Genomic DNA, 21,755 nt, shown 5'->3' with positions numbered 1-21,755 from the left:
ATCCGTTTCGTCGCGCCTCAGTAGTAGCCGCGACGGCCCGAGTTGCGGCCGATCACGGCACCCGCGGTGCCACCCGCCACTCCGCCGATCACCGCGCCGGTGCCGCCACCGACCGCATTGCCGACGACCGCTCCGCCGGCACCGCCGATGAGCGCGCCACCCACCGTCCGCTCGGACGTGGTGCAACCCGTCGAAACGAGCATGACGGCTCCGAGCGCCAGCGCCGGCTTCCAAACAGATTTCATGATCGACCTTCCTACAAACGCCCCCGCTGAACTCGCGGTGCGTCGCCAACGCTTGAGCGGCCCGCTCGTTCCCTGTGCGACCGCTTATCCCCCAGTCACGCTCATGTGCCTCGAGACGGAGGGACGTCGCGTCGCCCGATCGATGACGAAGTCGTGCCCCTTCGGCTTGCGCGCGATGGCTTCGTCGATCGCGCGATGCAGCGCCTCGTCGCCCTCCGAGCCGCGAACGACGGCTCGCAGATCCGCCGCGTCCTCCTGCCCGAGGCACATGTAGAGCGTTCCCGTGCAGGTCAGGCGCACGCGGTTGCAGCTTTCGCAGAAGTTGTGGGTCATCGGCGTGATGAACCCGAGGCGCCCGCCGGTCTCCGCGACCGTCACATAGCGCGCGGGGCCTCCCGTCCGGTGTGGCGATTCCTGCAGCGTGTATCGCTCGGAAAGGCGTGCGCGCACGAAATCGAGCGGCAGGTAGCGATCTGTGCGGTCCTCGTCGATCTCACCCATCGGCATGGTCTCGATCACGGTCATGTCGTGACCCTCGCCGTGGGCCCAGGCGATCATGTCGGCGAGCTCGAACTCGTTGAAGCCCTTGAGCGCGACAGCGTTGATCTTGATCCGGATGCCGGCCCGGCGCGCAGCGTCTATACCTTCCAGCACCCGGCCCAGCTCGCCGCGCCGGGTGATCACGCGAAACTTCTCGGGATCGAGCGTATCCAGCGATACGTTCAGGCGCCGCACGCCGCAATCGGCGAGCTCCGCCGCGAAACGGGCCAGCTGCGATCCGTTGGTCGTCAGGGTGAGCTCGCCGAGGCGGCCTGTCGCCAGATGGCGCGAGAGCGATCGGACGAGTTGCATGACGTCGCGGCGCACGAGGGGCTCGCCGCCCGTCAACCGCAGCCGCCGAACGCCCCGCTCGACGAACGCACTCGCGATGCGGTCGAGCTCCTCGAGGGTGAGGAGGTCGCGTTTGGGCAGGAACTGCATGTTCTCGGACATGCAGTAGGTGCAGCGGAAGTCGCAGCGATCCGTCACGGAGATGCGCAGGTACGAGATCGCGCGCCCGAACGGATCGACGATCGGCGCGGCGCTGGTGGTGATCGGACCGGACCGGTCGAGTAGGTTCATGGAGCGCCGACGCTCATCGGCGCCGTCCTTTTCTTTCAATTCCCACCCGAATGTGGAAGGGGGTGAGGGGAGGGTCAAGCAAAGCGTCCCACGGAGTTCACGATGCCGTCCACAAATCAGGACCGCGCGCCCGATCAGATCCGAGTCTCGCGCGACCGACGAAGCCTGACCGTCGTCCACGCGGACGGCGCGCGCGACACGTTCTCGGCCGAATTGCTGCGCGTCCTTTCGCCCTCGGCCGAGGTTCAGGGGCACTCGCCCGAGCAGCGCGTGACGGTGGGCGGCAAGCGGGACGTCGCGATCGCCGACGTTCAGCCGGTCGGACACTACGCGGTGCGGATCGTCTTCGACGACGGCCACGATACCGGACTCTTCACGTGGCGCTACCTGTCCTCGCTCGGCGTCGAGCGCGACGCGCGGTGGAACGCCTACCTGGACGAGCTGAAAACCAAGGGCCTGCGCCGCGAGCCGGTCTGAGTCGGCTTCAGCTGGCGGCGGGTTTGCCCGGCTCCTGTGGAACGAAGCCCGGCAGGCTGTCGAACGCCGCCTTGAGCGAGTCGGACCACCCGTCCGAGATAATCCGGAAATACGGGTCGCGCTGGTCGAACCGTTGACGGTAGCCGGCGGCGAACGCGTCAGTCTCGTAGAGTTGGAGGTCGATGGGTAGGCCAACGGAGAGATTGGACTTGATGGTCGAATCGAACGACACAAGCAGCAGCTTGACCGCGTCCTCCAGTCGCATCGCCGCGTCGTAGGTCCGCACGATGATCGGGCGGCCGTACTTGTGTTCGCCGATCTGGAAGAAGGGGTTGTCCGGCCCCGCCTCGATGAAGTTGCCTTCGGGATAGATCATGAACAGGCGCGGTCGCCCGCCCTTGATCTGGCCACCCAGGATGAACGAGCCGAGGAAACGGCTCTCGGCGTTGGGACCGCCCTCGGCCGTGTAGGAGATGACCTCGCGCAGCGTTTCGCCCACCAGTTTGGCGGTTTGGAACATCGAGGGCTGCTTCAGAAAGTTGCCGCGCCTCTCGGACGGCAGCACTCCGCGCTCCTCCAGAAGCGAGATCGTCGATTGGGTGGTCGCAAGGTTGCCGGCCGAGAGAAGGCAAAGGAAGCGGTCCCCCGGAACACTCCAGGAGCGAAGCTTGGTGACAACGGAGATGTTGTCGACACCCGCATTCGTCCGCGTGTCCGACATGAACACGATGCCCCGATCGAGGAGCATGCCGACGCAATAGGTCATGAATATCGCCTCCCGCAGCCGAGCCGCCTCACTTGCGGGCCTGCTTATCGCGCGAGGCTGGACCGGGCCACAAGATTGCGCGACTCAATCCGCCCGGGATGGGGGTAGCGCATCTTACAGGCTGAGACTCTCAGGAGAAGAAGCCGTAGGAACGCGCGATCTCGTTGGACAGGCGGTTCCCGTCCACGATCAAGTCCTCCAGGAATTCGTGCAAGCCCCCGTCGATGATCTGCTTGATGGTGCGCGACTCAAAGCGCGCCGCCGTCTCCTTCGCCAACCGGTGGCACTCGTGCTCGACGCCATAGGCCCGCGCGAGGTAGTCGAGGCTGTCGTTGATGCAGCGGTAGGAGTAGCTCAGCGAGCGGGGCATGCGCTTGTTGAGAACGAGGAAGTCGATGATGTCGGTCGCGCGGAACTCCGGCTCGTACTCCCACGCATAGGACCTCAGGGCCGAGACGGAGCGCAGAAGCGAGCCCCACTGGTAGTTGTCCAGCGAGGAGCCGACCGAGGAATGGTCCGGCAGAAGCACCCAGTATTTGACGTCGAGAATGCGCGCCGTGTTGTCCGCGCGCTCCAGAAACGTGCCGAGATTGCAGAAGTCGAAGATCTCGTTGCGCAGCATCGTGCCGTAGAACGACCCACGAATCAGCGCCGTGCGCGCCTTCACCAGATCCAGAACAGCCGGCAGATCGTCGACCGGCCGCGCGAAGCGCGAGCGCAGGATGATCCAGCTCTCGTTGATCGCCTCCCAGGTCTCGCGAGTCAGCGCGGTTCGCACCATGCGGCCGTTCGTCCGGGCAACGCCGATCGAGGACAGGATCGAGGACGGGTTGTCGAGGTCGCGGACCATGAAGTCGATGATCCGCTCGGGGGCGAAGTCGTCGTACTTCTCGAGATACTGGGTCTCGATGCCTGCCGACACCAGCACCGACTGCCACTCTTCCGGCTGCCCGCTCAGGTTGGTGAGCGACAGGCGCAGTCCCGCATCGAGCAGGCGGGCCGTGTTCTCGGCCCTTTCGATGTAGCGTTGCATCCAGAAGAGGCCGTTGGCGGTGCGTCCGAGAAGCGGCATGAGGTCGGCAAATGCCTCCGAGGAGTGAGGAAGATCGGCGAGAGAAAGGCTTGAACGCGGTCAGTCCTCCAGCACCCAGGTATCCTTCGTACCGCCGCCCTGACTGGAATTGACGACGAGCGATCCCTCCTTGAGGGCAACGCGCGTCAGGCCGCCGGGAATGATCTTCACGGCGTCGCTGACGAGGACGAAGGGGCGCAGGTCGACATGGCGCGGGGCGAGGCCGGCTTCCGTCAGGATGGGAACGGTCGAGAGCGCAAGGGTCGGCTGGGCGATGTAGTTGCCGGGTCGCTCCCGCAGCTTGGCGGCGAAGACCTCGCGCTCCGCCTTCGAGGCGGCGGGGCCGACCAGCATGCCGTAGCCGCCGGAGCCGTGGACCTCCTTCACGACGAGCTCGTGCAGGTTGTCGAGGACATGGCTGAGGCTGTCGGGCTCCGCGCAGCGGAACGTCGGAACGTTCTCCAGAAGGGCGGGGCGTCCGGTGTAGAACTCGACGATCGCCGGCATGTAGGAATAGATCGCCTTGTCGTCGGCGATGCCGGTTCCGGGCGCGTTGGCGATCGTGATGCCGCCCGCGCGGTAGACGTCCATGATGCCGGGCACGCCCAGCATCGAGTCCGAACGGAAGGCGAGGGGGTCGAGATAGGCGTCGTCGACCCGCCGGTAGAGGACGTCGATGGGCAGGTAGCCTTCGGTCGTACGCATTGCGATGCGCCCGTCGATCAGCTTGAGGTCGGATCCTTCCACCAGCTCGACGCCCATCTGGTCGGCCAGGAAGGCGTGCTCGTAATAGGCCGAGTTGTGGATGCCGGGCGTCAGGATCGCGACGCGCGGCGAGCCCTCGCAAGCGGCCGGCGCGACGGCCGAGAGCGAGCGGCGCAGGTGCCCGGGGTACGTCTCGACCGGCCGCACCCTGTTCTGTGCGAAGAGTTCGGGAAACATCTGCATCATCGTTTCGCGATTCTCGATCATGTAGGACACGCCGGATGGCGTCCGGGCGTTGTCCTCCAGGACGTAGAACTGGTTTTCGGCCGTGCGCACGATGTCGACGCCGATGATGTGCGTGTAAACGCCGCCCGGCGGCCGGAAGCCGACCATCTGGGGCAGGAAGGCCTCGTTGTTGTCGATCAGGCGTCTGGGAACGATGCCCGCCCGCACGATCTCCTGGCCGTGGTAGATGTCGTCGAGGAAGGCGTTGAGCGCTGTAACGCGCTGTTCGATCCCCTCCGCCAGCCGGCTCCACTCGGCGCCGGAGATGATGCGCGGCACGAGGTCGAATGGAATCAGCCGCTCGGACGCCTCCTGTTCCCCGTACACGTTGAAGGTGATGCCGGTTCGCCGGAAGAAACCTTCCGCCTCGGTGGCCTTCTGGGCGAGTGTCTGGGGAACCTGTTGCGAGAACCAGGAATGAAAGCGGCGATAGGGGGCGCGCACGTCCGCATCGGACACCAGCATCTCGTCGAACCCGCTCAAGCCCCGTCCTTCCATTTTGCTGCCCTGCGGGAATGATGCGCGAAACCGCAGCAATGCCAAGCGGCTTTTGCCGGAAATGCGCAGACAAGCCGCAAATCGTCGAAAGCTTGAGCGAGCGCTTGCGCCCACCTCCCTCCCTCGCCCATCTTGCCCGCCCGCAGCGCTCGGGAGGACACGATGGCCAAATCCAAGGAGGAGCCTGCCAACAGGCTCGACATGGCGGCGCGCGCCGGTTGGCTCTACTACGTCGCGGGAAACACGCAGGACGAGATCGCGGCCAAACTGGGTCTGTCGCGGCAGGCGGCGCAGCGTCTGGTCTCCCTGTCCATGTCGTCGGGGCTTGTGCGGGTGCGGATCGAGCATCCGGTTGCCGAATCGCTGGAGCTCGGCCGCAGCCTCGCAGAGCACTTCGGATTGGATGCCATCGAGGTCGCCATGTCCGATTCGGCAAGACCTTCGCTTCTCGGTATCGCCTCCGCCTGTGCCGCGCGTTTCGAACGGGAGTTGCAGCGCGCCGAGCCGCTTGTCGTAGGGGTCGGGACCGGAAGGAGCCTCCGGGCGGCTGTCGAGCAGATGTCGCCGGTGCGCTGCCCGCAGCACCGCATCGTATCGCTGACCGGCAGCATCGCGCCGGACGGCACGGCCGCCGTCTACAACGTCATCTTCTCGCTTGCCGACAAGATCGCGGCGGCGCACTACCCGATGCCGCTGCCGGTCGTCGCACCTTCGGCCGAGGAGCGCACCGTCCTGCGAGGACAGGCCATGCTGAGGCCGTTGCACGAACTGGCGGAGCGGCCGGACATCGCCTTCGTCGGAATCGGCGAGATGGGTCCGCAGGCACAGCTTCTGGTCGACCGGTTCATCTCACAGCAGGAGTGCGACGAGGTCATGGCGCAAGGTGCGGTGGGCGAGATCATCGGCTGGGTCTTCGATCGGGAAGGGCGCGTCCTCGATTGCGCCCTTAACGGCCGCGTGCTCAGCGTCCCGCTTCCGTTTCCTACGGAGACCCGGGTTGTTGGGGTGGCGGCGGGAGCCTCCAAGGTCGAGGCCATCCTCGGAGCGTTGCGCGGGCACCTCGTCGACGAGCTCATCACGGACGAAGAGACCGCGCGTCTCCTTCTCGCGGCGGTTGATGGCGGGGGCCTTGCAAAGCACCGGAAGGCGAGAAAGAAATAACCGATGGAGCTCTGATCGCGGCGCGTGCGGTGCGGCACGAGAATCGTTTGACAAGGCTCCGGGATCGGTGGGAATTTGCCCGCACGCCGGGTATTTGCCCGTCAGTAGGCTTTGGGAGGCTCTACATGAATTACCGTGCATGGATGGCGGGCGCGATTTCGTTGGCCGCGTTGGCGACTGCGCCGGCTTTGGCGCAGACGACGCTGACGATCGGCACCGTCAACAACAACGACATGATCCGCATGCAGGGTCTGACGTCGGAGTTCACCAAGCAGCATCCCGACATTTCGGTGAACTGGGTGACGCTCGAGGAGAACGTGCTGCGCCAGCGTGTGACCACCGACATCGCCACCAAGGGCGGGCAATTCGATATCATGACGATCGGCACCTACGAGGTTCCGATCTGGTCGAAGCAGCAGTGGCTGGCGCCGCTCAGCAACCTCGGCGCCGAGTACAACGCCGACGACCTGCTGCCGCCGATCCGCGCGGCGCTCTCGACCGACGGCACGCTTTACGCCGCTCCCTTCTATGCCGAGAGCGTCATGACGCTCTATCGCAAGGATCTCCTCGACAAGGCCGGGCTCAAGATGCCCGAGAAGCCGACATGGGACTTCATCGCCCAGGCCGCCGAGAAGATGACCGACAAGAATGCCGGCGTGTACGGCCTGTGCCTTCGCGGAAAGCCGGGCTGGGGCGAGAACATGGCCTTCCTCGGCAACATGGCTCGCGAATTCGGCGCGAATTACTTCGACGCCAACTGGAAGCCGCAGTTCGAGAGCGAGGGCTGGAAGAAGGCCGTCACGCTCTACGTCGACCTGATGACCAAGTACGGCCCCCCGGGTGCGGCCTCGAACGGCTTCAACGAGAACCTCTCGCTCTTCGGCCAGGGCAAGTGCGGCATGTGGATGGACGCGACTGTCGCGGCTTCCTTCGTGACCGATCCGAAGCAGAGCCAGGTTTCCGATAAGGTCGGCTTCGCGCCGGCCCCGTGCGGAACCGACAGCTGCCCCAACGAAGGTGCGAACTGGCTCTGGGCCTGGTCGCTGGCCATTCCGGCTTCCTCGCAGAAGAAGGAAGCGGCCGAGACGTTCATCTCGTGGGCGACCTCGAAGGCCTATGCCGACCTCGTGGCCTCGAAGGAGGGCTGGGCCAACGTGCCTCCGGGCACGCGCACCTCGCTCTACAAGAACCCCGAGTACACGAAGGCCGCGCCCTTCGCCGAGCAGACGCTCGCCGCGATCAATCGCGCCGATCCCTCGGCCGGTCCCGACAAGCCTTATGTCGGCCTGCAGTTCGCCGCGATCCCGGAGTTCCAGGGGCTCGGCACGGCGGTCGGACAGCAGATGGCGGCGGCTCTCTCGGGCTCGACCACGGTCGACAAGGCGCTCGCCGCGGCCCAGGCCCAGGCGACGCGCGAGATGACCCGCGCCGGCTACATCAAGTAGGCTGAGAGCCGGGCCTGTCGGGCGCATCGCAAGGCGCCCGGCAGGTCCTATCGATTTTCGCCGCATGGGTTAGGCCGGTCCCAGCCTTCCCGCGAGACTGCCGGGCGCGGCGGGGTACCGCTGCGCCCGGCCTGTTTCACCGCCGTCGATCCCGTCCGGGGATCGCCGCCCTTTTCCGGATCGAGCCCATGGCGACCACCCATACGAAGTCGGCCGCGCGTGCCATGATGGCACCGTCTGTCATCGCGCTCTTCATCTGGATGATCGTCCCGCTCGTTCTGACGATCTATTTCTCGACGCTGCGCTACGGGTTCTACAATCCCGAGACGCCCTTCGTCGGCTTCGAGAATTACCAGTACTTCCTGACCGATCCGCGCTTCTTCAGCGCCTTCCAGAACACTTTGATCCTGGTCGCGGGCGTGCTCGCCATCACCGTGATCGGCGGAACGCTGATCGCGCTTCTGCTCGACCAGGAATTCTTCGGCCAGTCGCCCGTGCGCCTTCTGGTGCTGGCCCCCTTCTTCGTCATGCCGACGGTGGCCGCGCTGGTGTGGAAGAACATGATGATGAACCCGGTCTACGGCGTCATCGGCCAGGCGCTGAACGGGCTCGGCCTTCCGTCCATCAACTGGCTGACCGACTATCCGCTCCTGTCGATCATCATCATCGTCGCGTGGATCTGGCTGCCCTTCGCGACCCTGATCCTCCTGACCTCGCTGCAGTCGCTGTCGGAGGACCAGAAGGAGGCGGCCGAGATGGACGGCGCCAAGCCGCTGTCGATCTTCTTCTACATCACCCTGCCGCACATGAAGCGAGCGATCACGATCGTCATCCTGATCCAGACGATCTTCCTTCTGTCCGTCTATGCCGAGATCTTCGTGACGACGGGCGGCGGCGAGTCGTCTTCGAACCTGCCCTTCCTGATCGCGTCGATCATCTCGCTCGAGGGCGACGTGGGAACGGCTTCGGCGGGCGGCATTGTCGCGGTCATCCTCGCCAATGTCGTGTCGATCTTTCTCGTCCGCCTCGTCGGCAAGAACCTGGAGGCCTGAGTTCGATGTCGCGCCGCGTCTCGCCCCGCCGCAAGATCGGCATGACCGTCCTCGCATGGGCGGTTGGCCTTCTGATCTTCTTCCCGATTCTCTGGACGGTCCTGACCTCCTTCAAGACCGAGCTCGACGCGATCGCCATCCCGCCGAAGTTCCTGTTCTTCGACTGGACGACGGAAAACTACGTCGCCATCCAGGAGCAGCGGAACTACTTCTCGTTCCTTCTGAACTCGATCTACCTGTCGCTCGGATCGACGGCGCTCGGGCTTCTCTTCGCCATACCCGCCGCTTGGGCGATGGCCTTCTCGCCCACGCCGCGCACCAAGGACGTTCTCCTCTGGATGCTGTCGACCAAGATGATGCCGGCGGTCGGCGCGCTCGTCCCGATCACGATCCTGTTCCGCAATTTCGGGCTGCTCGACAGCCGCTTCGGCTTGATCGTCATCCTGTTCCTGATCAACCTGCCGATCATGGTCTGGATGCTCTACACCTACTTCAAGGAGATCCCTGGCGAGATCCTGGAGGCGGCCCGAATGGACGGCGCGAACCTGCGGCAGGAGCTGCTGCGTGTGCTTGCCCCCATGGCGGTTCCGGGCATCGCCTCGACGATCCTCCTCAACGTGATCCTGGCCTGGAACGAGGCCTTCTGGACGCTGCTTCTCACGACCACCAACGCCGCGCCTCTTTCGGCCTTCATCGCCTCCTTCTCCAGTCCGCAGGGCAACTTCTACGCCAAGCTCTCGGCCGCCTCGACGCTTGCCATCGCGCCCATTCTCATCATCGGATGGTTCTCGCAGAAGCAGCTGGTTCGCGGCCTGACCTTCGGCGCCGTGAAGTGACCCGTCTCGCAAAGGAAACGCGTTCATGAGTGCGATCCACCTCCAGAAGGTGCGCAAGACCTTCGGCGACGCCGTGATCATTCCCGGCATCGACCTCGACATCCGCGACGGCGAGTTCGTGGTCTTCGTCGGTCCTTCGGGCTGCGGAAAGTCGACGCTCTTGCGCCTGATCGCGGGGCTGGAGGACGTGTCGGCGGGCAAGATCGAGATAGACGGGCGCGACGTCACCGAGGCGCCGCCCGCCAAGCGCGGCCTTGCCATGGTCTTCCAGTCATACGCGCTCTACCCGCACATGACGGTCGCGGCCAATATCGGCTTCCCGCTCAAGATGGCGAACATGCCGAAGGACGAGATCGATCGGAAGGTGAAGGCCGCCGCGGCGACGCTCAACCTGACCGACTACCTTCACCGGCGACCACGCGAGCTCTCCGGCGGCCAGCGCCAGCGCGTCGCCATCGGCCGCGCCATCGTGCGCGAGCCCAAGGGGTTTCTCTTCGACGAACCGCTGTCGAACCTCGACGCGGCGCTGCGGGTCAACATGCGACTGGAGCTGTCCGAGCTTCATCAGCAGCTCAAGACGACCATGATCTACGTCACCCACGACCAGGTCGAGGCCATGACCATGGCCGACAAGATCGTCGTCCTGAACCGGGGCAACATCGAGCAGGTCGGCTCGCCGCTCGAACTTTATTCCCGACCCGCGAACCTCTTCGTCGCCGGCTTCATCGGCTCGCCGAAGATGAACTTCCTGAAGGGCGAGTACGCCGCGCGCGGCGGCGCCGCGACCATGGGCATCCGGCCCGAGCATCTTGCGCTGTCCACGACCGGCGGCGAGCTTCGCGGGACGGCCGGCGTCTCGGAGCATCTCGGCTCCGACACGTTCGTTCACATCAAGCTCGACAACGGCGAGCAGGTGACGGCCCGTTCTCCGGGCGACTTCCGCGTGAACCACGGCGATACCGTCTACCTGACGCCGGAGGCTGGGCGTCTTCATCGGTTCGACGACAAGGGCCTCAGCGTCCATTGAGCCGGCTCGAGGGGCGATGCCCCTCCCGAAATGCCGGCCGGCCACCCCGTCGGACCATTCCGACGCTTGAGCCTGCACGCCCCATGCGATAGGCCGTGCGCGGCAACCGCCGCGCCTGGGTCCTTGTAGTCCGGCCGGCTCTGCGCGGCCCGGCCGCGCCATCCCGAGGTGATGCGACGAATGCTGGACGTACGGCAGCTGAGAATTCCCGAGGTTCTGGAGATCAAGCCCCGCAAGTTCGGCGACCACCGTGGCTTCTTCTCCGAAACCTTCAATCAGGACCGGCTGCGCGAGAACGGCATCGACCTCGACTGGATGCAGGACAACCAGTCCTATTCCGCCGAAGCCGGAACGCTGCGCGGCCTTCACTACCAGGAGCCCCCTTTCGCGCAGGACAAGCTGGTCCGCGTCCTGCGCGGCCGCATCCTGGATGTCGCGGTCGACATCCGGAAGGGCTCGCCGAGCTACGGCCAGTGGGTCGCGCTGGAGCTGTCGGCCGATCTCTTCAACCAGATTTTGGTGCCGAAGGGGTTTGCCCACGGTTTCCTGACTCTCGAGCCCGACACCGAGGTCTTCTATAAGGTGACCGCTCGCTATAGCGGCGAGCATGATCGCTCGATCCGCTTCGACGATCCGGCCATCGGCATCGACTGGCCGCTCGCCGGTCGCCAACCCGTTCTCTCCGCCAAGGATGCGAGCGCGCCGACGCTGGAAGAGGCGCGGACACCCTTCGTCTTCGAGGAGGCCAGCCGATGAAGATTCTCGTCACCGGCGGTGCTGGCTTCATCGGGTCGGCGGTCTGCCGCCACCTGATCGCCGATACGGACCATTCCGTCGTCAACCTCGACAAGCTGACCTATGCCGCGACGCTGGGCTCGGTGGCCTCGGTCGAGGCGAACCCGCGTTATCGCTTCGCGCAAGGGGACATTCTCGATCGGCGCTTCGTGTCCGAACTGCTCGAGGCCGAGAAGCCGGACGCCGTCATGCATCTGGCGGCGGAGAGCCATGTCGATCGCTCGATCGACGGTCCGGGCGACTTCATCCAGACCAACATCGTCGGCACCTACGAGCTTCTGGAAGCCGTGCGCGCCTACTGGGCGAAGCTTCCCGATGGACGAAAGGCGGACTTCCGCTTCCATCACGTCTCGACCGACGAGGTGTACGGCGATCTGCCGCTAGACGACAGCCTTTTCACCGAGGAGACGCCCTACGCGCCGTCCTCGCCCTACTCGGCCTCGAAGGCGGCGTCCGATCACCTCGCGATGGCCTGGTTCCACACCTACCACCTGCCGGTGGTTCTCTCGAACTGCTCGAACAACTACGGGCCGTTCCACTTCCCCGAGAAGCTCATCCCCCTGATGATCCTCAACGGGCTGGAGGGGCGGCGCCTGCCGGTCTACGGCCGGGGCGAGAACGTGCGCGACTGGCTCTATGTCGGCGACCACGCCAAGGCGCTGGCGCTCGTCGCCACGAAGGGCGTACCCGGCCGCTCCTACAATATCGGCGGGCGCAACGAGCGCTCGAACCTCACCGTCGTCGAGACGATCTGCGACACGCTCGACCGCCACGCGCCACCGCTCAACACCGGTTCGCGTCGCCAGCTCATCGACTTCGTGACGGATCGACCCGGCCACGACCTGCGCTACGCGATCGACGCCACCCGCATCGAGACCGAGCTCGGCTGGCGCGCGGAGGAGACCTTCGACACGGGCCTGGAGAAGACGATCCGCTGGTATCTGGACAACGAGAGCTGGTGGCGTCCGATCCGCGAGAAGCGCTACTTCGGCGAGCGGCTCGGCTCGAAGACGGCGGAGAAGGTCTGAGCCCATGCGCATTCTGGTCACCGGGCGCGAGGGACAGGTCGCTCAGGCGATGCTGGCCCTCGACGGGCAGGGCGTCGAGATCGTCGCCGTCGGACGGCCCGACCTCGACATCACGCAGGCTCGATCGGTCCGCGACATCGTTGCCGAACTCAAGCCCGACGTCGTGGTCAACGCGGCCGCCTATACGGCGGTGGATCGTGCCGAGAGCGACGAGGCGGCGGCCTTTCTCGTGAACCGCGACGGCTCGCGCAACGTCGCCTCGGTCGCGGCGGAATTCGACCTTCCGGTCGTGCAGATCTCGACGGACTACGTCTTCGACGGCCAAGGCGAAGGCCGCTATCGCGAAGACGCGCCGACCGGTCCGCAAGGCGTCTACGGACGCTCCAAGCTCGATGGCGAGCTAGCCGTCGCCGACGCTAACCCCGCGCACGCGATCCTGCGCACGGCCTGGGTCTACGGCCCGTTCGGGCAGAACTTCCTGAAGACCATGCTGCGGCTGGCAAGCGACCGGGACGTGGTTCGCGTGGTCGCCGATCAGCACGGCACGCCGACCTATGCGCCGGACATCGCCGAGGGCATCGTGGCCGTGGCGCGCGGTCTCAGGACCGGCACGCCGACGGCACGCGGAACCTTCCACATGGTAGCCGAGGGCGAGACGACCTGGGCGGGCTTCGCGGAAGAGATCTTCGCCCGCTCCGCCGAGCGCGGCGGACCGTCCGCCCGTGTCGAGCCGATTGCGACCAGCGACTATCCGACGCCGGCCAAGCGTCCGGCCAACTCGCGGCTCGATACGACACGCTTTGCCGAGAGCTTCGGGCACCGGCTGCCGGACTGGCGCTCGGGCGTCGTCCGTTGCCTCGAAGCGCTGGAGCGCGCATCCGCGCGATGACGGGGAGGGCCGTGCCGGTCGTCTTCGTCCACGTCCACTACCCGGACGTTTGGGCGGACATGGCGCGCGAGATCGCGGCCGCCTTCGACCGGCCCTTTGGTCTCGTGATCACCTGCCGCGACGACGATATCGAACTGGCGAGCGTCGATACGCCTCATCTCGTCTACACGCGGCGTCTGCGGACCGAGAACCGGGGTCGCGACGTCCTGCCCTTCATCCGGGCGCTGCGCGAGATGGGGGACGACTTCGACATCGGTCTGAAGCTCCATACCAAGCGATCGAAGCATCGTGCCGACGGCGAGGACTGGCGGCACTACATGACCGACTCGCTGCTCGTCGGAGAGGGCGGGACTCCCGACGCGCTGCGGCTGATGGAGCGCGAGCGGGAGTTGGGGCTCGTTGCGCCGCTCGCCCATCTTCTGCCGCTCGAGGGCCGGATCGCGCTCAACCGCCGGGCGATGCGGCGCGTTGCCGAACGCATGGACATCTCTCTCGACTTCGACGAGCTGGCGCAGAAACGCTTTGCGGCCGGTTCCATGTTCTGGTTCCGACGCAATGCCTTGCGCGCCTTTTCGGTGAACGAACTCGAAGACCTGTTCCCGCGCGAGAAGGGCCAGTTGGACGGCACGGCGGCCCACGCGGCGGAACGGCTTTTCGCTCTCGTCAGCGAGCGGGCAGGCTACTGGGTCACGGCGGCGGAGGCGCTTCCGGGTCTCTTGGGGGCCTCCCGGCTCGATGCGCAGAGCCGGACCGCGCTGACGGAGGAAGCTGTCTCACGGACGCCCAACCCCTTCGCGCTGCCGATCAGCCGCTTTTGGGGACGCCATCCCTACTTGCTGCTCGCCGCGCACCACGCCTATGTCCGCACGCCGAAGCCGATCTGGCGCGTGGCGCGCCAGCTTCTTCGTCGGTTCACGCTGGACCCCGAAGCGCGATCTTAGGCGGCGGCCCGGCCGAGCGACGCAAGCGCGGCGCGCACCGCGTCGACGATCCGATCCTGCGTCTCTTCGTCGAGATAGGCGTGCATCGGCAGACTCACGACATCGCGGCATAGGGCCTCAGTCACCGGCAATCCGTTGCCGCCGACAGGCCAGTGCCGATAGGCCGTCTGCTGGTGCAGGCCCTTGCCGTAGTAGATGACGGTCGGAACGCCGCGCTCGCGCATGGCGACCGTAAAGGCGTCCCGATGTCCGCCGGGAATGCGGACCGTATACTGCGCCCAGGTCGAGACGACATCGGGCTCGATCGTCTGCGGCGCGACGAGCCCGTCGAGAAGTTCGTGGTAGCGCCGGGCAATGCGCGTGCGGGCCTCGATCTCGTCGGGGAAGATCGCAAGCTTCTCGATCAGCACGGCCGCCTGGAACGTGTCGAGGCGGGCCGTCAGGCCGAGGCGGACGTTGTCGTACTTGTCGCTGCCCTGGCCGTGGATGCGGATGGAGCGCAGGATCGCGGCAAGCTCCGCGTCGTCGGTCTGCATCGCGCCGCCGTCGCCCCAGCAACCGAGTGGCTTGGCGGGATAGAAGCTCGTCGCCACCACATCCGCGAAGGCACCGGCCTGACGACCGTCGCGCGTCGAGCCGTAGCCCTGCGCGGCGTCCGAGATGAGCTTCAGCCCGAACTCGTCGGCGACGGCGCGGATCTGCGCATAGTCGGCGATCTGGCCGAAGAGGTCGACCGCGATGATGGCCCGGGGGGTGAGGTTGCCGCGTCGGACGACCTCCTCGACGGTGCGGCGCAGATGGGCTGGATCGAGATTGAACGTGCCGGGCAGCACATCGACGAAGACCGGGGTCGCGCCCACCAGACCGACGACCTCGGCGGTTGCCGCGAAGGTGAAGCTCGGCACGAAGACGGCGTCGCCCGAGCCGATGCCCCAGGCCATGAGCGGCATGACGAGCGCGTCGGTACCAGAGCCGCAGGTGATGGTCTCCTTCGCGCCGGAAAACGCGCCGAGCGCGATTTCCAGTTCCGTGACGTCGGGACCCATGATGAACGAGCCCTGATCCATGATCCGCCCAAGCCGCGCCTCGATGGCAGGACGCACGCGGTCGCGCTGCGTGGCGAGATCGATGAACGGGATCGTGGACATGGGCGGGCGCTCCGGATGCGGCAGTTGGGGCGAAGGGCTATCGGTTTCGGGCATTAAATCAACCCGCTAGCGGGATCGCACCGTTCACGTTTGGCGCGCCACGTGCCGCCCTTCGTGACCGGCGACCGTATCGCTCAACAACTCGCGATAAAGGCTTGTCACGGCCGCCATGACGTCGCGCTCCGTGTACCCGTCGCGAACGCGCGCCGCCGCCGCCGCGCCCAAGCGGTGAACGAGATCGCGCGAGGCGGCGAGTTCGGCGATGACGCCCGCCAGTCCGTCGACATCGTCCACTGGGCGCACGAAGCCGTCCACGCCGTCGCGCACGAACGAGCGGCAGCCGGGAACGTCGGTGGTGAGGTTGAGTCGGCCGCAGGCGGCCGATTCCAGAAGCGTCCGCGGCAGGCCCTCGCCGCCCCGGGAGGGAAGGATCGCGGCGTCGTGCCGCGCCCAGACGGCCACCACGTCCCGCGTCGGGCCAAGATAGCGAATGCCGTCGCGCTCGTTCCATTCCTGCAGCGTCTCCGCCGCAATGGCGCGCGGGTTCGAAGGATCGGGCGCGCCGAAGAGGTCGAGTTCGACCTCGACGCCTTGCCGCCGGGCGAGCGTCACGGCCTCAACGGCCGTATCGACCCCCTTCGACCAGAGCATGCGCGCGACGAGAGCCAGACGCAGCGGGCCGTCGGCAAGAGGTGGCTGAATGGGTAGGGCGAGCGGGTCGATGCCGGCGCCTCCGACGAAACGGCAGTCGGCATCTGCCGGGTCCAGCCCCAGCACGAGCGGGTCGTCCCTGTTCTCGAACAGGAAGACCGTTCGTGGCGAGCGCAGGGGACCGCGCAGTAAAGAGCGCAGCACGAGGCGCCCCAGGCGCCCCTTCGCGTCAAGTCGCGCACCCACGAGCCCGAGCCCGGTCGGAGCGAAGACCCGGCGTTCGATACGGGCCGCGCGCGCCGCCGCGCCGCCGGTCAGGATCGACTTCAGGGCGATGCAATGGACGAGGTCCGGCCGCTCTGCGACGAGAACGGCGCGCAAGTCGGCGACCGCACGCAGAAGCGCGCGCGGATCGAGGCTGCGGCGTTCCGCTTCCACGGCAACGATGCGGGCGCCTGTCGCCTCGATCGCCTCCGCATGGTCGCGCACCCGCGTCACGACGACGACGTCCAGTCCCATCTCGCGTGCGGCGCGGGCCATGGGCAGAAAATGCGAGGCGAAGAACCAGTCCTCGGTGACGACGAAGGCGATCTTGGGCATGGCCACGTCTATCGGCGCGACGAAGCCCGGCCGCAAGACAGCAGACGCAGAACCGGAGACGACCGGGACTTCATGCGTCGCGCGAGGATGCGCGCCTCAATCCTCTGTCGCGGCAAGTTCGATTGCACGCGCGCCGGTGAGGTCACGCTGGCAGGAAAGCGCTTGTGAGGTCCGGATCGTCCCGTCTTTCCAGAAGGCGAAGACGCGGTCGCATTCGGCGTCGCGATACGCGATCCAGGCGCGTTGCGCGGCTTTCAGGGTGGAGACGATATCGGTCTCGTAGTTGGCCGAAAGTTCGCGGTCCTTCTCCTCGGCCGCCTTCATGGCCGCCTTGTAGTTGCGGTTGAGGATCGTGTCCCAGGCGGCCCGTTCACTTTCGAGGCAGGTGTCGATCGCCTCCGTCGTCTCCGCGCCCGGCAGGGCGGTGCATTTGTCCGACGCCTTTCCGATGCAGCGTCTCGGATCGTCCTTGGCGGACGCCAGACAAGTCTCGACGCTACGCAGCGTCTCGGCCTCGCTCGGACCAAAGTCCTGGGCTGGGGCGACGGCTCCCGTGGCGAGTAGCACGAGCATGGACAGGAATGCGACGCGCGTCGCCATGGCGGGTTGGCTCCTCTGGAGGACGGGACTAGACCGGAGGAAAACTATCCTTCAGGTTGCCCGGGAACAATCCGCCGTGTCGCTCATCGCCTTTCTTCTTTTGTCCGCGGCCGTCGCCTCGACGGGCATCCTCTTCAAGCCGGGATCCTGGTACCGGGGCCTGAAGAAGCCCGGCTGGACGCCCCCCAATCTCGCTTTTCCGATCGTCTGGTCGATCCTCTACGTGCTGATCGCCATCAGCGGCTGGCTCGTCTGGCGGCAGATCGGTCCCGGCTGGCCGTTTCTGGTTTTCGGCGCGCAACTCCTCGCCAACCTGCTCTGGTCGTGGCTCTTCTTCGGGAAGCATCGTCCGGACCTCGCCTTCGGCGATATCGTCGCGCTCTGGCTGCTTGTTGCCGCCAACATTGCGGTCTTCGCCCCGGTCAGCACGTTCGCCGCTTGGCTTCTCGTGCCGTATCTCGTCTGGGTCAGCGTCGCGCTGGTGCTCAATCTTTCGGTGTGGAGGCTCAACCGCGATCGCGGCGTCTTCGCCTGAACCGGCAGCTTGACGCGGTCCGAGGCGTCCTCCACACCCCCGGCGCCGCATCCGGCGACCGAGGGGACCGACCATGAGCTTTGCCATCTATCCGAGCCTCGACGGCCGCTCGGTCTTCGTCACGGGCGGCGCGTCGGGCATCGGGGCGGACATCGTGCGCGCCTTTGCGGCGCAGGGCTCGCGCGTCGGCTTCGTCGATCTCGACGAGACGCGCGCCGCTTCGCTCGTCGCGGAGATCGAGGCGTCCGGAGAGGGTGAGGTCGCGTTCGAGGCGTGCGATCTGCGTGACATCGAGGCTTTGCGCGTCGCGCTCCGTCGCCTGCGCGAACGGGTCGGACCGGCCGAGGTTCTGGTCAACAACGCCGCGCGCGACGACCGCCACGGATGGCAGGACGTCACGCCGGATTACTACGACGAGCGCATCGCGACGAACCTGCGGCACATGTTCTTCGCGATCCAGGCCGTCGCGCCCGACATGATCGCCGCCAATCGCGGCTCGATCGTCAACCTCGGCTCGAATTCCTGGTGGGAGGCGGGCGGCGGAATGCCGGTCTACACCACGGCCAAGGCTGCCGTTCACGGGATGACGCGCTCGTTCGCGCGCGACCTCGGGCCCCATCGCATCCGCGTCAATACGGTCGTGCCGGGCTGGGTGATGACGGACCGGCAGAAGGAACTCTGGGTGACGCCCGAGGCGTTGGACCGCACGCTTGCTCGGCAGTGCATTCCGGTTCCCATCGAGCCGGTCTACCTCGCGCGCATGGTCCTTTTCCTGGCCTCCGACGACGCGGCCATGTGCACCGCCAACAACTACATGGTCGAGGCGGGCTCGATCTGATCGCTGTCGGGCTTCTTCCGGGCGCTGTCGTCTCGTCGCTACCGCAGCGCGCGGCGATCGGCTAAGGCGAACCATCCGTTTCGCCCGCCCCGAGGGAGCCCCGAGCGCCGTGCCCACGTCCGAAGACTTCATCCTTTCCCTGTCCTGCCCGAATCGTCCGGGCATCGTGGCGGCGGTGTCGCGGCACCTCTTCGACAACGGGGCGGACATTCGCGAGGCCGCCCAGTTCGACGATCCCGAGACAGGGCGCTTCTTCATGCGCGTCCGCTTCGCGATCGTTCAGGCGGTGGTGACGGTGGACAGCCTGACTAAGGGCTTCGAGACCATCGCCGACCGCTTCGGCATGGAGTGGCGCGTCTCGTCGAGCGCCAAGCGGCAGAAGGTGCTGATCCTCGTCTCGCGCTTCGATCACTGCCTTGCCGATCTGCTCTACCGCTGGCGGATCGGCGAGCTTGCGATGGACATCGTCGGCATCGCCGCGAACTACCCGCGCGAGACCTACGGGCACCACGACTTCGACGGCATCCCGTTCCACCACCTGCCGGTGACGCGCGACACCAAACGCGAACAGGAGGGGCGCATCCTCTCCATCGTCGAGGAGACGGGCGCCGACCTCGTCGTCTTGGCACGCTACATGCAGATCCTGTCGGACGAGATGTCGGCCGCGCTCTCGGGCCGCTGCATCAACATCCATCATTCGTTCCTCCCTGGATTCAAGGGGGCCAAGCCCTACCATCAGGCGCATCAGCGCGGCGTGAAGCTGATCGGCGCGACGGCTCATTACGTGACCGCCGACCTCGACGAGGGTCCGATCATCGAGCAGGACGTCGAGCGCATCTCGCATCAGGACGCGCCGGAGGACCTCGTACGCAAAGGCCGTGACATCGAGCGCCGCGTCCTTTCCCGGGCGATCGCCTGGCATCTCGACAACCGCGTCATCCTGAACGGCGACAAGACGGTGGTCTTCCGCGACTGATCTGCAACGGGTTCCGTCTCGAGGACGAGCGGGACCCGAAAATTAACCCTCAGTTAAGCCTGAGGGTGTTCAGTCGGTCATCAACGAAGCCTTAACGATGATGACCGAAACATTAACATCCCGCAAAGCGGTCCGCCTGCGCGGTCGATCCTTCCTGGCCCTGGTGCTTTCGCCGGAACTGCCGTTCCGCGACTGGCTGGCCCAGCTGGACGATCTCGCGCGGCGATCCACCGGCTTCTTTCTCGGCCGCCCGATCGTCCTCGACGTCAGCGGTCTCCCCATCACGCGCGAACAGCTCGCCGACCTCCTGGCCGAGCTGACGAAGCGCAACGTCCGCGTCATGGGCATCGAGGGCGCATTGCCCTCGATCCTCGGTCCCGGAATGCCGCCCGAGATGCGGGGCGGCCGAAACGCTCCCGACATCGAGGTGCCGGAGGGGGGCGCTGCCCCGGCGGCGGCCAAGCCGGCGGTCGAGACCGCGCAGGCCCGCTTCGCCATGCCGGCGCCCACCCCCTCGCTGCTGATCGAGACGCCCGTCCGCTCCGGCCAGTCCATCATCTTCCCGGAGGGCGACGTCACCGTGCTCGGCTCGATCTCGTCCGGCGCGGAAGTGATCGCCGGCGGCTCGATCCACGTCTACGGCGCGCTGCGGGGCAGGGCGCTCGCCGGCTCCAGCGGCAACGAGAATGCGCGCATCTTCTGCCGCAAGCTCGAGGCCGAGCTCATCGCCATCGACGGTCTCTACAAGACCGCCGAGGACATCGACCCCAAGGTCTTCGGACAGCCGGTCCATGCCTGGCTCGACGATACCGTTCTGAAGACCGTGGTCCTGCCCGCGTGATACGGCAGGCGTTCCACGGCACGCAACTCAGGCAGCCCGACCGTCTGGGCCTCGACAACAAGGGAAGGAATGGCCTCCATGGCTGAAGTGATGGTTGTGACATCGGGCAAGGGGGGCGTCGGAAAGACGACCTCGACGGCAGCTTTGGGAGCGGCCCTCGCCCAGGCCGGCCAGAAGGTCGTCGTGGTCGACTTTGACGTCGGACTGCGCAACCTCGACCTCGTCATGGGCGCCGAGCGCCGGGTCGTCTACGACCTCATCAACGTCGTGCAGGGCGACGCCAACCTCAACCAGGCGCTGATCCGCGACAAGCGCGTGGATACGCTCTGCCTGCTGCCGGCCTCGCAGACACGCGACAAGGACAACCTGACGCAGGACGGCGTCGATCGCGTGATGGACCAGCTCCGCGCGCAGTTCGACTGGGTCATCTGCGACAGCCCCGCCGGCATCGAGCGCGGCGCGACGCTTGCGATGCGCCACGCCGACGTCGCGGTGGTCGTGACCAACCCCGAGGTGTCGTCCGTTCGCGATTCGGATCGCATCATCGGCCTTCTCGACTCGAAGACCCTTCGTGCCGAAAGCGGCAGCCGCATCGAGAAGCATCTCCTGCTGACGCGCTACGACGCGATGCGCGCCGAGCGCGGGGACATGCTGAAGATCGACGACGTGCTGGAGATCCTTTCGATCCCGCTCCTCGGCATCGTGCCCGAGAGCCCGGAAGTGCTGCGCGCCTCGAACCTCGGCACGCCCGTGACGCTGAGCGACGCCCAGAGCGCTCCGGCACGGGCCTATGCGGACGCCGCGCGGCGTCTCATGGGCCAGACCATTCCGATGACCGTGCCGGCCGACCGCAGCAAGGGGCTCCTCAACAAGTTCTTCGGCCGGAGGGCTGCATGAACCTTTTCAACCTGTTCCAGAAGCGGTCCGCCGCTTCGTCCAGCGCGCCGGCGGCGCGTGAGCGCCTTCAGGTCCTGCTCGCGCACGAGCGGGCCGAGATCGGGCAGGCCGACCTCGTGTCGGTGCTGCGGGAGGAGATCCTCGCCGTCATCGCCAAGCATGTTCCGGTCAATCGGGACAAGGTGAAGGTGAAGATGGATCGCGGTGACCAGATCTCGATGCTCGAGGTCGACATCGAGCTGCCGCAGCTCGCCGGCGCCGCGCTGGCCCACTAGCCATCGGCGGTGCCTGGCGCCGTCGTCACTGCGCCGTCCGGGTGATCTCC

24 protein-coding genes are annotated in these 21,755 nt (G+C 66.4%); 16 read left to right on the top strand and 8 right to left on the bottom strand.

The features are described from left to right. Positions 1 to 17: 17 nt before the first annotated feature. Both AUL35_RS02100 and moaA read right to left on the bottom strand, forming a co-directional pair. The gene (locus AUL35_RS02100; RefSeq protein ID WP_062011532.1) at positions 18 to 245 is read right to left on the bottom strand and encodes a YMGG-like glycine zipper-containing protein; all 228 of its coding nucleotides are present in this window, start codon (positions 243 to 245) and stop codon (positions 18 to 20) included. Positions 246 to 329: 84 nt separating this feature from the next. After that, positions 330 to 1,367, bottom strand: coding sequence for a GTP 3',8-cyclase MoaA (gene moaA / locus AUL35_RS02095; protein ID WP_062011531.1), 1,038 nt, complete (start codon positions 1,365 to 1,367; stop codon positions 330 to 332). 102 nt (positions 1,368 to 1,469) lie between these two features. Here moaA and AUL35_RS02090 point away from each other — a divergent pair, with 102 nt between their 5' ends. Continuing rightward, positions 1,470 to 1,844 (top strand): gamma-butyrobetaine hydroxylase-like domain-containing protein, encoded by a 375-nt coding sequence (locus tag AUL35_RS02090; RefSeq protein WP_062011529.1) that lies wholly within the window; start codon positions 1,470 to 1,472, stop codon positions 1,842 to 1,844. Between the two features lie 7 nt (positions 1,845 to 1,851). Here the strand turns inward: AUL35_RS02090 and AUL35_RS02085 are convergent, their stop codons facing one another. The 3 genes from AUL35_RS02085 to AUL35_RS02075 all read right to left on the bottom strand — a co-directional run bounded on the left by AUL35_RS02085 (position 1,852) and on the right by AUL35_RS02075 (position 5,137). Continuing rightward, positions 1,852 to 2,610, bottom strand: a complete 759-nt coding sequence (locus AUL35_RS02085; protein WP_062011526.1) for a peptidase — start codon at positions 2,608 to 2,610, stop codon at positions 1,852 to 1,854. A gap of 130 nt (positions 2,611 to 2,740) precedes the next feature. Next, positions 2,741 to 3,682, bottom strand: coding sequence for an alpha-E domain-containing protein (locus tag AUL35_RS02080; RefSeq protein WP_062011525.1), 942 nt, complete (start codon positions 3,680 to 3,682; stop codon positions 2,741 to 2,743). Positions 3,683 to 3,742: 60 nt separating this feature from the next. Further along, on the bottom strand, positions 3,743 to 5,137 hold the full coding sequence (locus tag AUL35_RS02075) for a circularly permuted type 2 ATP-grasp protein (RefSeq protein ID WP_202814248.1): 1,395 nt from the start codon (positions 5,135 to 5,137) through the stop codon (positions 3,743 to 3,745). A 195-nt stretch (positions 5,138 to 5,332) separates the two neighbouring features. Between AUL35_RS02075 and AUL35_RS02070 the strand changes: the two genes are divergently transcribed. From AUL35_RS02070 to AUL35_RS02030, 9 genes are all read left to right on the top strand, one after another. Continuing rightward, positions 5,333 to 6,331, top strand: coding sequence for a sugar-binding transcriptional regulator (locus AUL35_RS02070; RefSeq protein ID WP_062011523.1), 999 nt, complete (start codon positions 5,333 to 5,335; stop codon positions 6,329 to 6,331). Positions 6,332 to 6,456: 125 nt separating this feature from the next. Next, a complete protein-coding gene (locus tag AUL35_RS02065; protein ID WP_062011521.1) occupies positions 6,457 to 7,776 on the top strand; it encodes a sugar ABC transporter substrate-binding protein in 1,320 nt (439 codons plus the stop codon). A gap of 188 nt (positions 7,777 to 7,964) precedes the next feature. Beyond that, positions 7,965 to 8,828 carry a carbohydrate ABC transporter permease gene (locus AUL35_RS02060; protein WP_062011520.1) on the top strand — a complete coding sequence of 288 codons (864 nt, stop codon included), beginning with the start codon at positions 7,965 to 7,967 and terminating at the stop codon, positions 8,826 to 8,828. Positions 8,829 to 8,833: 5 nt separating this feature from the next. Beyond that, positions 8,834 to 9,664, top strand: a complete 831-nt coding sequence (locus tag AUL35_RS02055) for a carbohydrate ABC transporter permease (protein WP_062011518.1) — start codon at positions 8,834 to 8,836, stop codon at positions 9,662 to 9,664. 25 nt (positions 9,665 to 9,689) lie between these two features. Further along, positions 9,690 to 10,691 (top strand): ABC transporter ATP-binding protein, encoded by a 1,002-nt coding sequence (locus tag AUL35_RS02050; RefSeq protein ID WP_062011516.1) that lies wholly within the window; start codon positions 9,690 to 9,692, stop codon positions 10,689 to 10,691. 180 nt (positions 10,692 to 10,871) lie between these two features. Beyond that, positions 10,872 to 11,447 carry a dTDP-4-dehydrorhamnose 3,5-epimerase gene (rfbC, locus tag AUL35_RS02045; RefSeq protein ID WP_062011514.1) on the top strand — a complete coding sequence of 192 codons (576 nt, stop codon included), beginning with the start codon at positions 10,872 to 10,874 and terminating at the stop codon, positions 11,445 to 11,447. After that, a complete protein-coding gene (rfbB, locus tag AUL35_RS02040; RefSeq protein ID WP_062011511.1) occupies positions 11,444 to 12,514 on the top strand; it encodes a dTDP-glucose 4,6-dehydratase in 1,071 nt (356 codons plus the stop codon). The genes rfbC and rfbB overlap by 4 nt, the downstream gene beginning before the upstream one ends. Before the next feature lie 4 nt (positions 12,515 to 12,518). After that, positions 12,519 to 13,403 (top strand): dTDP-4-dehydrorhamnose reductase, encoded by an 885-nt coding sequence (gene rfbD / locus AUL35_RS02035; RefSeq protein WP_062011509.1) that lies wholly within the window; start codon positions 12,519 to 12,521, stop codon positions 13,401 to 13,403. An 11-nt stretch (positions 13,404 to 13,414) separates the two neighbouring features. After that, a complete protein-coding gene (locus tag AUL35_RS02030) occupies positions 13,415 to 14,344 on the top strand; it encodes a rhamnan synthesis F family protein (RefSeq protein ID WP_192847022.1) in 930 nt (309 codons plus the stop codon). On the opposite strand, the gene AUL35_RS02025 is transcribed toward AUL35_RS02030, so the two are convergent. The 3 genes from AUL35_RS02025 to AUL35_RS02015 form a co-directional block, all read right to left on the bottom strand. After that, on the bottom strand, positions 14,341 to 15,492 hold the full coding sequence (locus AUL35_RS02025; protein WP_062011505.1) for a DegT/DnrJ/EryC1/StrS aminotransferase family protein: 1,152 nt from the start codon (positions 15,490 to 15,492) through the stop codon (positions 14,341 to 14,343). The two genes, AUL35_RS02030 and AUL35_RS02025, sit on opposite strands and share 4 nt — an antisense overlap. 84 nt (positions 15,493 to 15,576) lie before the next feature. Continuing rightward, positions 15,577 to 16,743, bottom strand: coding sequence for a glycosyltransferase (locus AUL35_RS02020; protein ID WP_062011569.1), 1,167 nt, complete (start codon positions 16,741 to 16,743; stop codon positions 15,577 to 15,579). 96 nt (positions 16,744 to 16,839) lie between these two features. Next, positions 16,840 to 17,343, bottom strand: coding sequence for a lysozyme inhibitor LprI family protein (locus AUL35_RS02015; RefSeq protein WP_062011503.1), 504 nt, complete (start codon positions 17,341 to 17,343; stop codon positions 16,840 to 16,842). Positions 17,344 to 17,419: 76 nt separating this feature from the next. On the opposite strand from AUL35_RS02015, the gene AUL35_RS02010 reads away from it, so the two are divergent. The 6 genes from AUL35_RS02010 to minE all read left to right on the top strand — a co-directional run bounded on the left by AUL35_RS02010 (position 17,420) and on the right by minE (position 21,705). Then, entirely contained in the window at positions 17,420 to 17,878 is a 459-nt protein-coding gene (locus AUL35_RS02010) for a TspO/MBR family protein (RefSeq protein ID WP_062011501.1), read from the top strand. Between the two features lie 73 nt (positions 17,879 to 17,951). Then, positions 17,952 to 18,716: an SDR family NAD(P)-dependent oxidoreductase gene (locus AUL35_RS02005; protein ID WP_062011500.1), complete on the top strand. Its 765-nt coding sequence runs from the start codon at positions 17,952 to 17,954 to the stop codon at positions 18,714 to 18,716. Positions 18,717 to 18,825: 109 nt separating this feature from the next. After that, positions 18,826 to 19,692 (top strand): formyltetrahydrofolate deformylase, encoded by an 867-nt coding sequence (purU, locus tag AUL35_RS02000; RefSeq protein WP_062011498.1) that lies wholly within the window; start codon positions 18,826 to 18,828, stop codon positions 19,690 to 19,692. A 100-nt stretch (positions 19,693 to 19,792) separates the two neighbouring features. Beyond that, positions 19,793 to 20,533 (top strand): septum site-determining protein MinC, encoded by a 741-nt coding sequence (minC, locus tag AUL35_RS01995; RefSeq protein ID WP_062011567.1) that lies wholly within the window; start codon positions 19,793 to 19,795, stop codon positions 20,531 to 20,533. 78 nt (positions 20,534 to 20,611) lie between these two features. Further along, positions 20,612 to 21,430, top strand: coding sequence for a septum site-determining protein MinD (gene minD, locus AUL35_RS01990; RefSeq protein WP_062011496.1), 819 nt, complete (start codon positions 20,612 to 20,614; stop codon positions 21,428 to 21,430). After that, positions 21,427 to 21,705, top strand: coding sequence for a cell division topological specificity factor MinE (gene minE, locus AUL35_RS01985; protein WP_062011494.1), 279 nt, complete (start codon positions 21,427 to 21,429; stop codon positions 21,703 to 21,705). Before minD ends, minE begins: the two co-directional genes overlap by 4 nt. Positions 21,706 to 21,755: the final 50 nt, after the last annotated feature.

The sequence above is a fragment of the Aureimonas sp. AU4 genome (assembly GCF_001463765.1).
GTDB lineage: Bacteria > Pseudomonadota > Alphaproteobacteria > Rhizobiales > Rhizobiaceae > Aureimonas.
This window is presented reverse-complemented; position numbering and strand designations above follow the sequence as displayed.

What these genes read in the sequence shown, in the direction of transcription:
- minC (WP_062011567.1), top strand. Translation starts at nt 19,793, where the DNA reads ATGACCGAAACATTAACATCCCGCAAAGCGGTCCGCCTGCGCGGTCGA.
- moaA (WP_062011531.1), bottom strand. Translation starts at nt 1,367, where the DNA reads ATGAACCTACTCGACCGGTCCGGTCCGATCACCACCAGCGCCGCGCCG.
- AUL35_RS02070 (WP_062011523.1), top strand. Translation starts at nt 5,333, where the DNA reads ATGGCCAAATCCAAGGAGGAGCCTGCCAACAGGCTCGACATGGCGGCG.
- AUL35_RS02075 (WP_202814248.1), bottom strand. Translation starts at nt 5,137, where the DNA reads ATGCTGGTGTCCGATGCGGACGTGCGCGCCCCCTATCGCCGCTTTCAT.
- AUL35_RS02085 (WP_062011526.1), bottom strand. Translation starts at nt 2,610, where the DNA reads ATGACCTATTGCGTCGGCATGCTCCTCGATCGGGGCATCGTGTTCATG.
- minE (WP_062011494.1), top strand. Translation starts at nt 21,427, where the DNA reads ATGAACCTTTTCAACCTGTTCCAGAAGCGGTCCGCCGCTTCGTCCAGC.
- AUL35_RS02020 (WP_062011569.1), bottom strand. Translation starts at nt 16,743, where the DNA reads ATGCCCAAGATCGCCTTCGTCGTCACCGAGGACTGGTTCTTCGCCTCG.
- AUL35_RS02025 (WP_062011505.1), bottom strand. Translation starts at nt 15,492, where the DNA reads ATGTCCACGATCCCGTTCATCGATCTCGCCACGCAGCGCGACCGCGTG.
- AUL35_RS02005 (WP_062011500.1), top strand. Translation starts at nt 17,952, where the DNA reads ATGAGCTTTGCCATCTATCCGAGCCTCGACGGCCGCTCGGTCTTCGTC.
- AUL35_RS02050 (WP_062011516.1), top strand. Translation starts at nt 9,690, where the DNA reads ATGAGTGCGATCCACCTCCAGAAGGTGCGCAAGACCTTCGGCGACGCC.
- AUL35_RS02065 (WP_062011521.1), top strand. Translation starts at nt 6,457, where the DNA reads ATGAATTACCGTGCATGGATGGCGGGCGCGATTTCGTTGGCCGCGTTG.
- AUL35_RS02060 (WP_062011520.1), top strand. Translation starts at nt 7,965, where the DNA reads ATGGCGACCACCCATACGAAGTCGGCCGCGCGTGCCATGATGGCACCG.
- AUL35_RS02055 (WP_062011518.1), top strand. Translation starts at nt 8,834, where the DNA reads ATGTCGCGCCGCGTCTCGCCCCGCCGCAAGATCGGCATGACCGTCCTC.
- AUL35_RS02080 (WP_062011525.1), bottom strand. Translation starts at nt 3,682, where the DNA reads ATGCCGCTTCTCGGACGCACCGCCAACGGCCTCTTCTGGATGCAACGC.
- rfbD (WP_062011509.1), top strand. Translation starts at nt 12,519, where the DNA reads ATGCGCATTCTGGTCACCGGGCGCGAGGGACAGGTCGCTCAGGCGATG.
- minD (WP_062011496.1), top strand. Translation starts at nt 20,612, where the DNA reads ATGGCTGAAGTGATGGTTGTGACATCGGGCAAGGGGGGCGTCGGAAAG.
- AUL35_RS02015 (WP_062011503.1), bottom strand. Translation starts at nt 17,343, where the DNA reads ATGGCGACGCGCGTCGCATTCCTGTCCATGCTCGTGCTACTCGCCACG.
- AUL35_RS02090 (WP_062011529.1), top strand. Translation starts at nt 1,470, where the DNA reads ATGCCGTCCACAAATCAGGACCGCGCGCCCGATCAGATCCGAGTCTCG.
- rfbC (WP_062011514.1), top strand. Translation starts at nt 10,872, where the DNA reads ATGCTGGACGTACGGCAGCTGAGAATTCCCGAGGTTCTGGAGATCAAG.
- AUL35_RS02100 (WP_062011532.1), bottom strand. Translation starts at nt 245, where the DNA reads ATGAAATCTGTTTGGAAGCCGGCGCTGGCGCTCGGAGCCGTCATGCTC.
- rfbB (WP_062011511.1), top strand. Translation starts at nt 11,444, where the DNA reads ATGAAGATTCTCGTCACCGGCGGTGCTGGCTTCATCGGGTCGGCGGTC.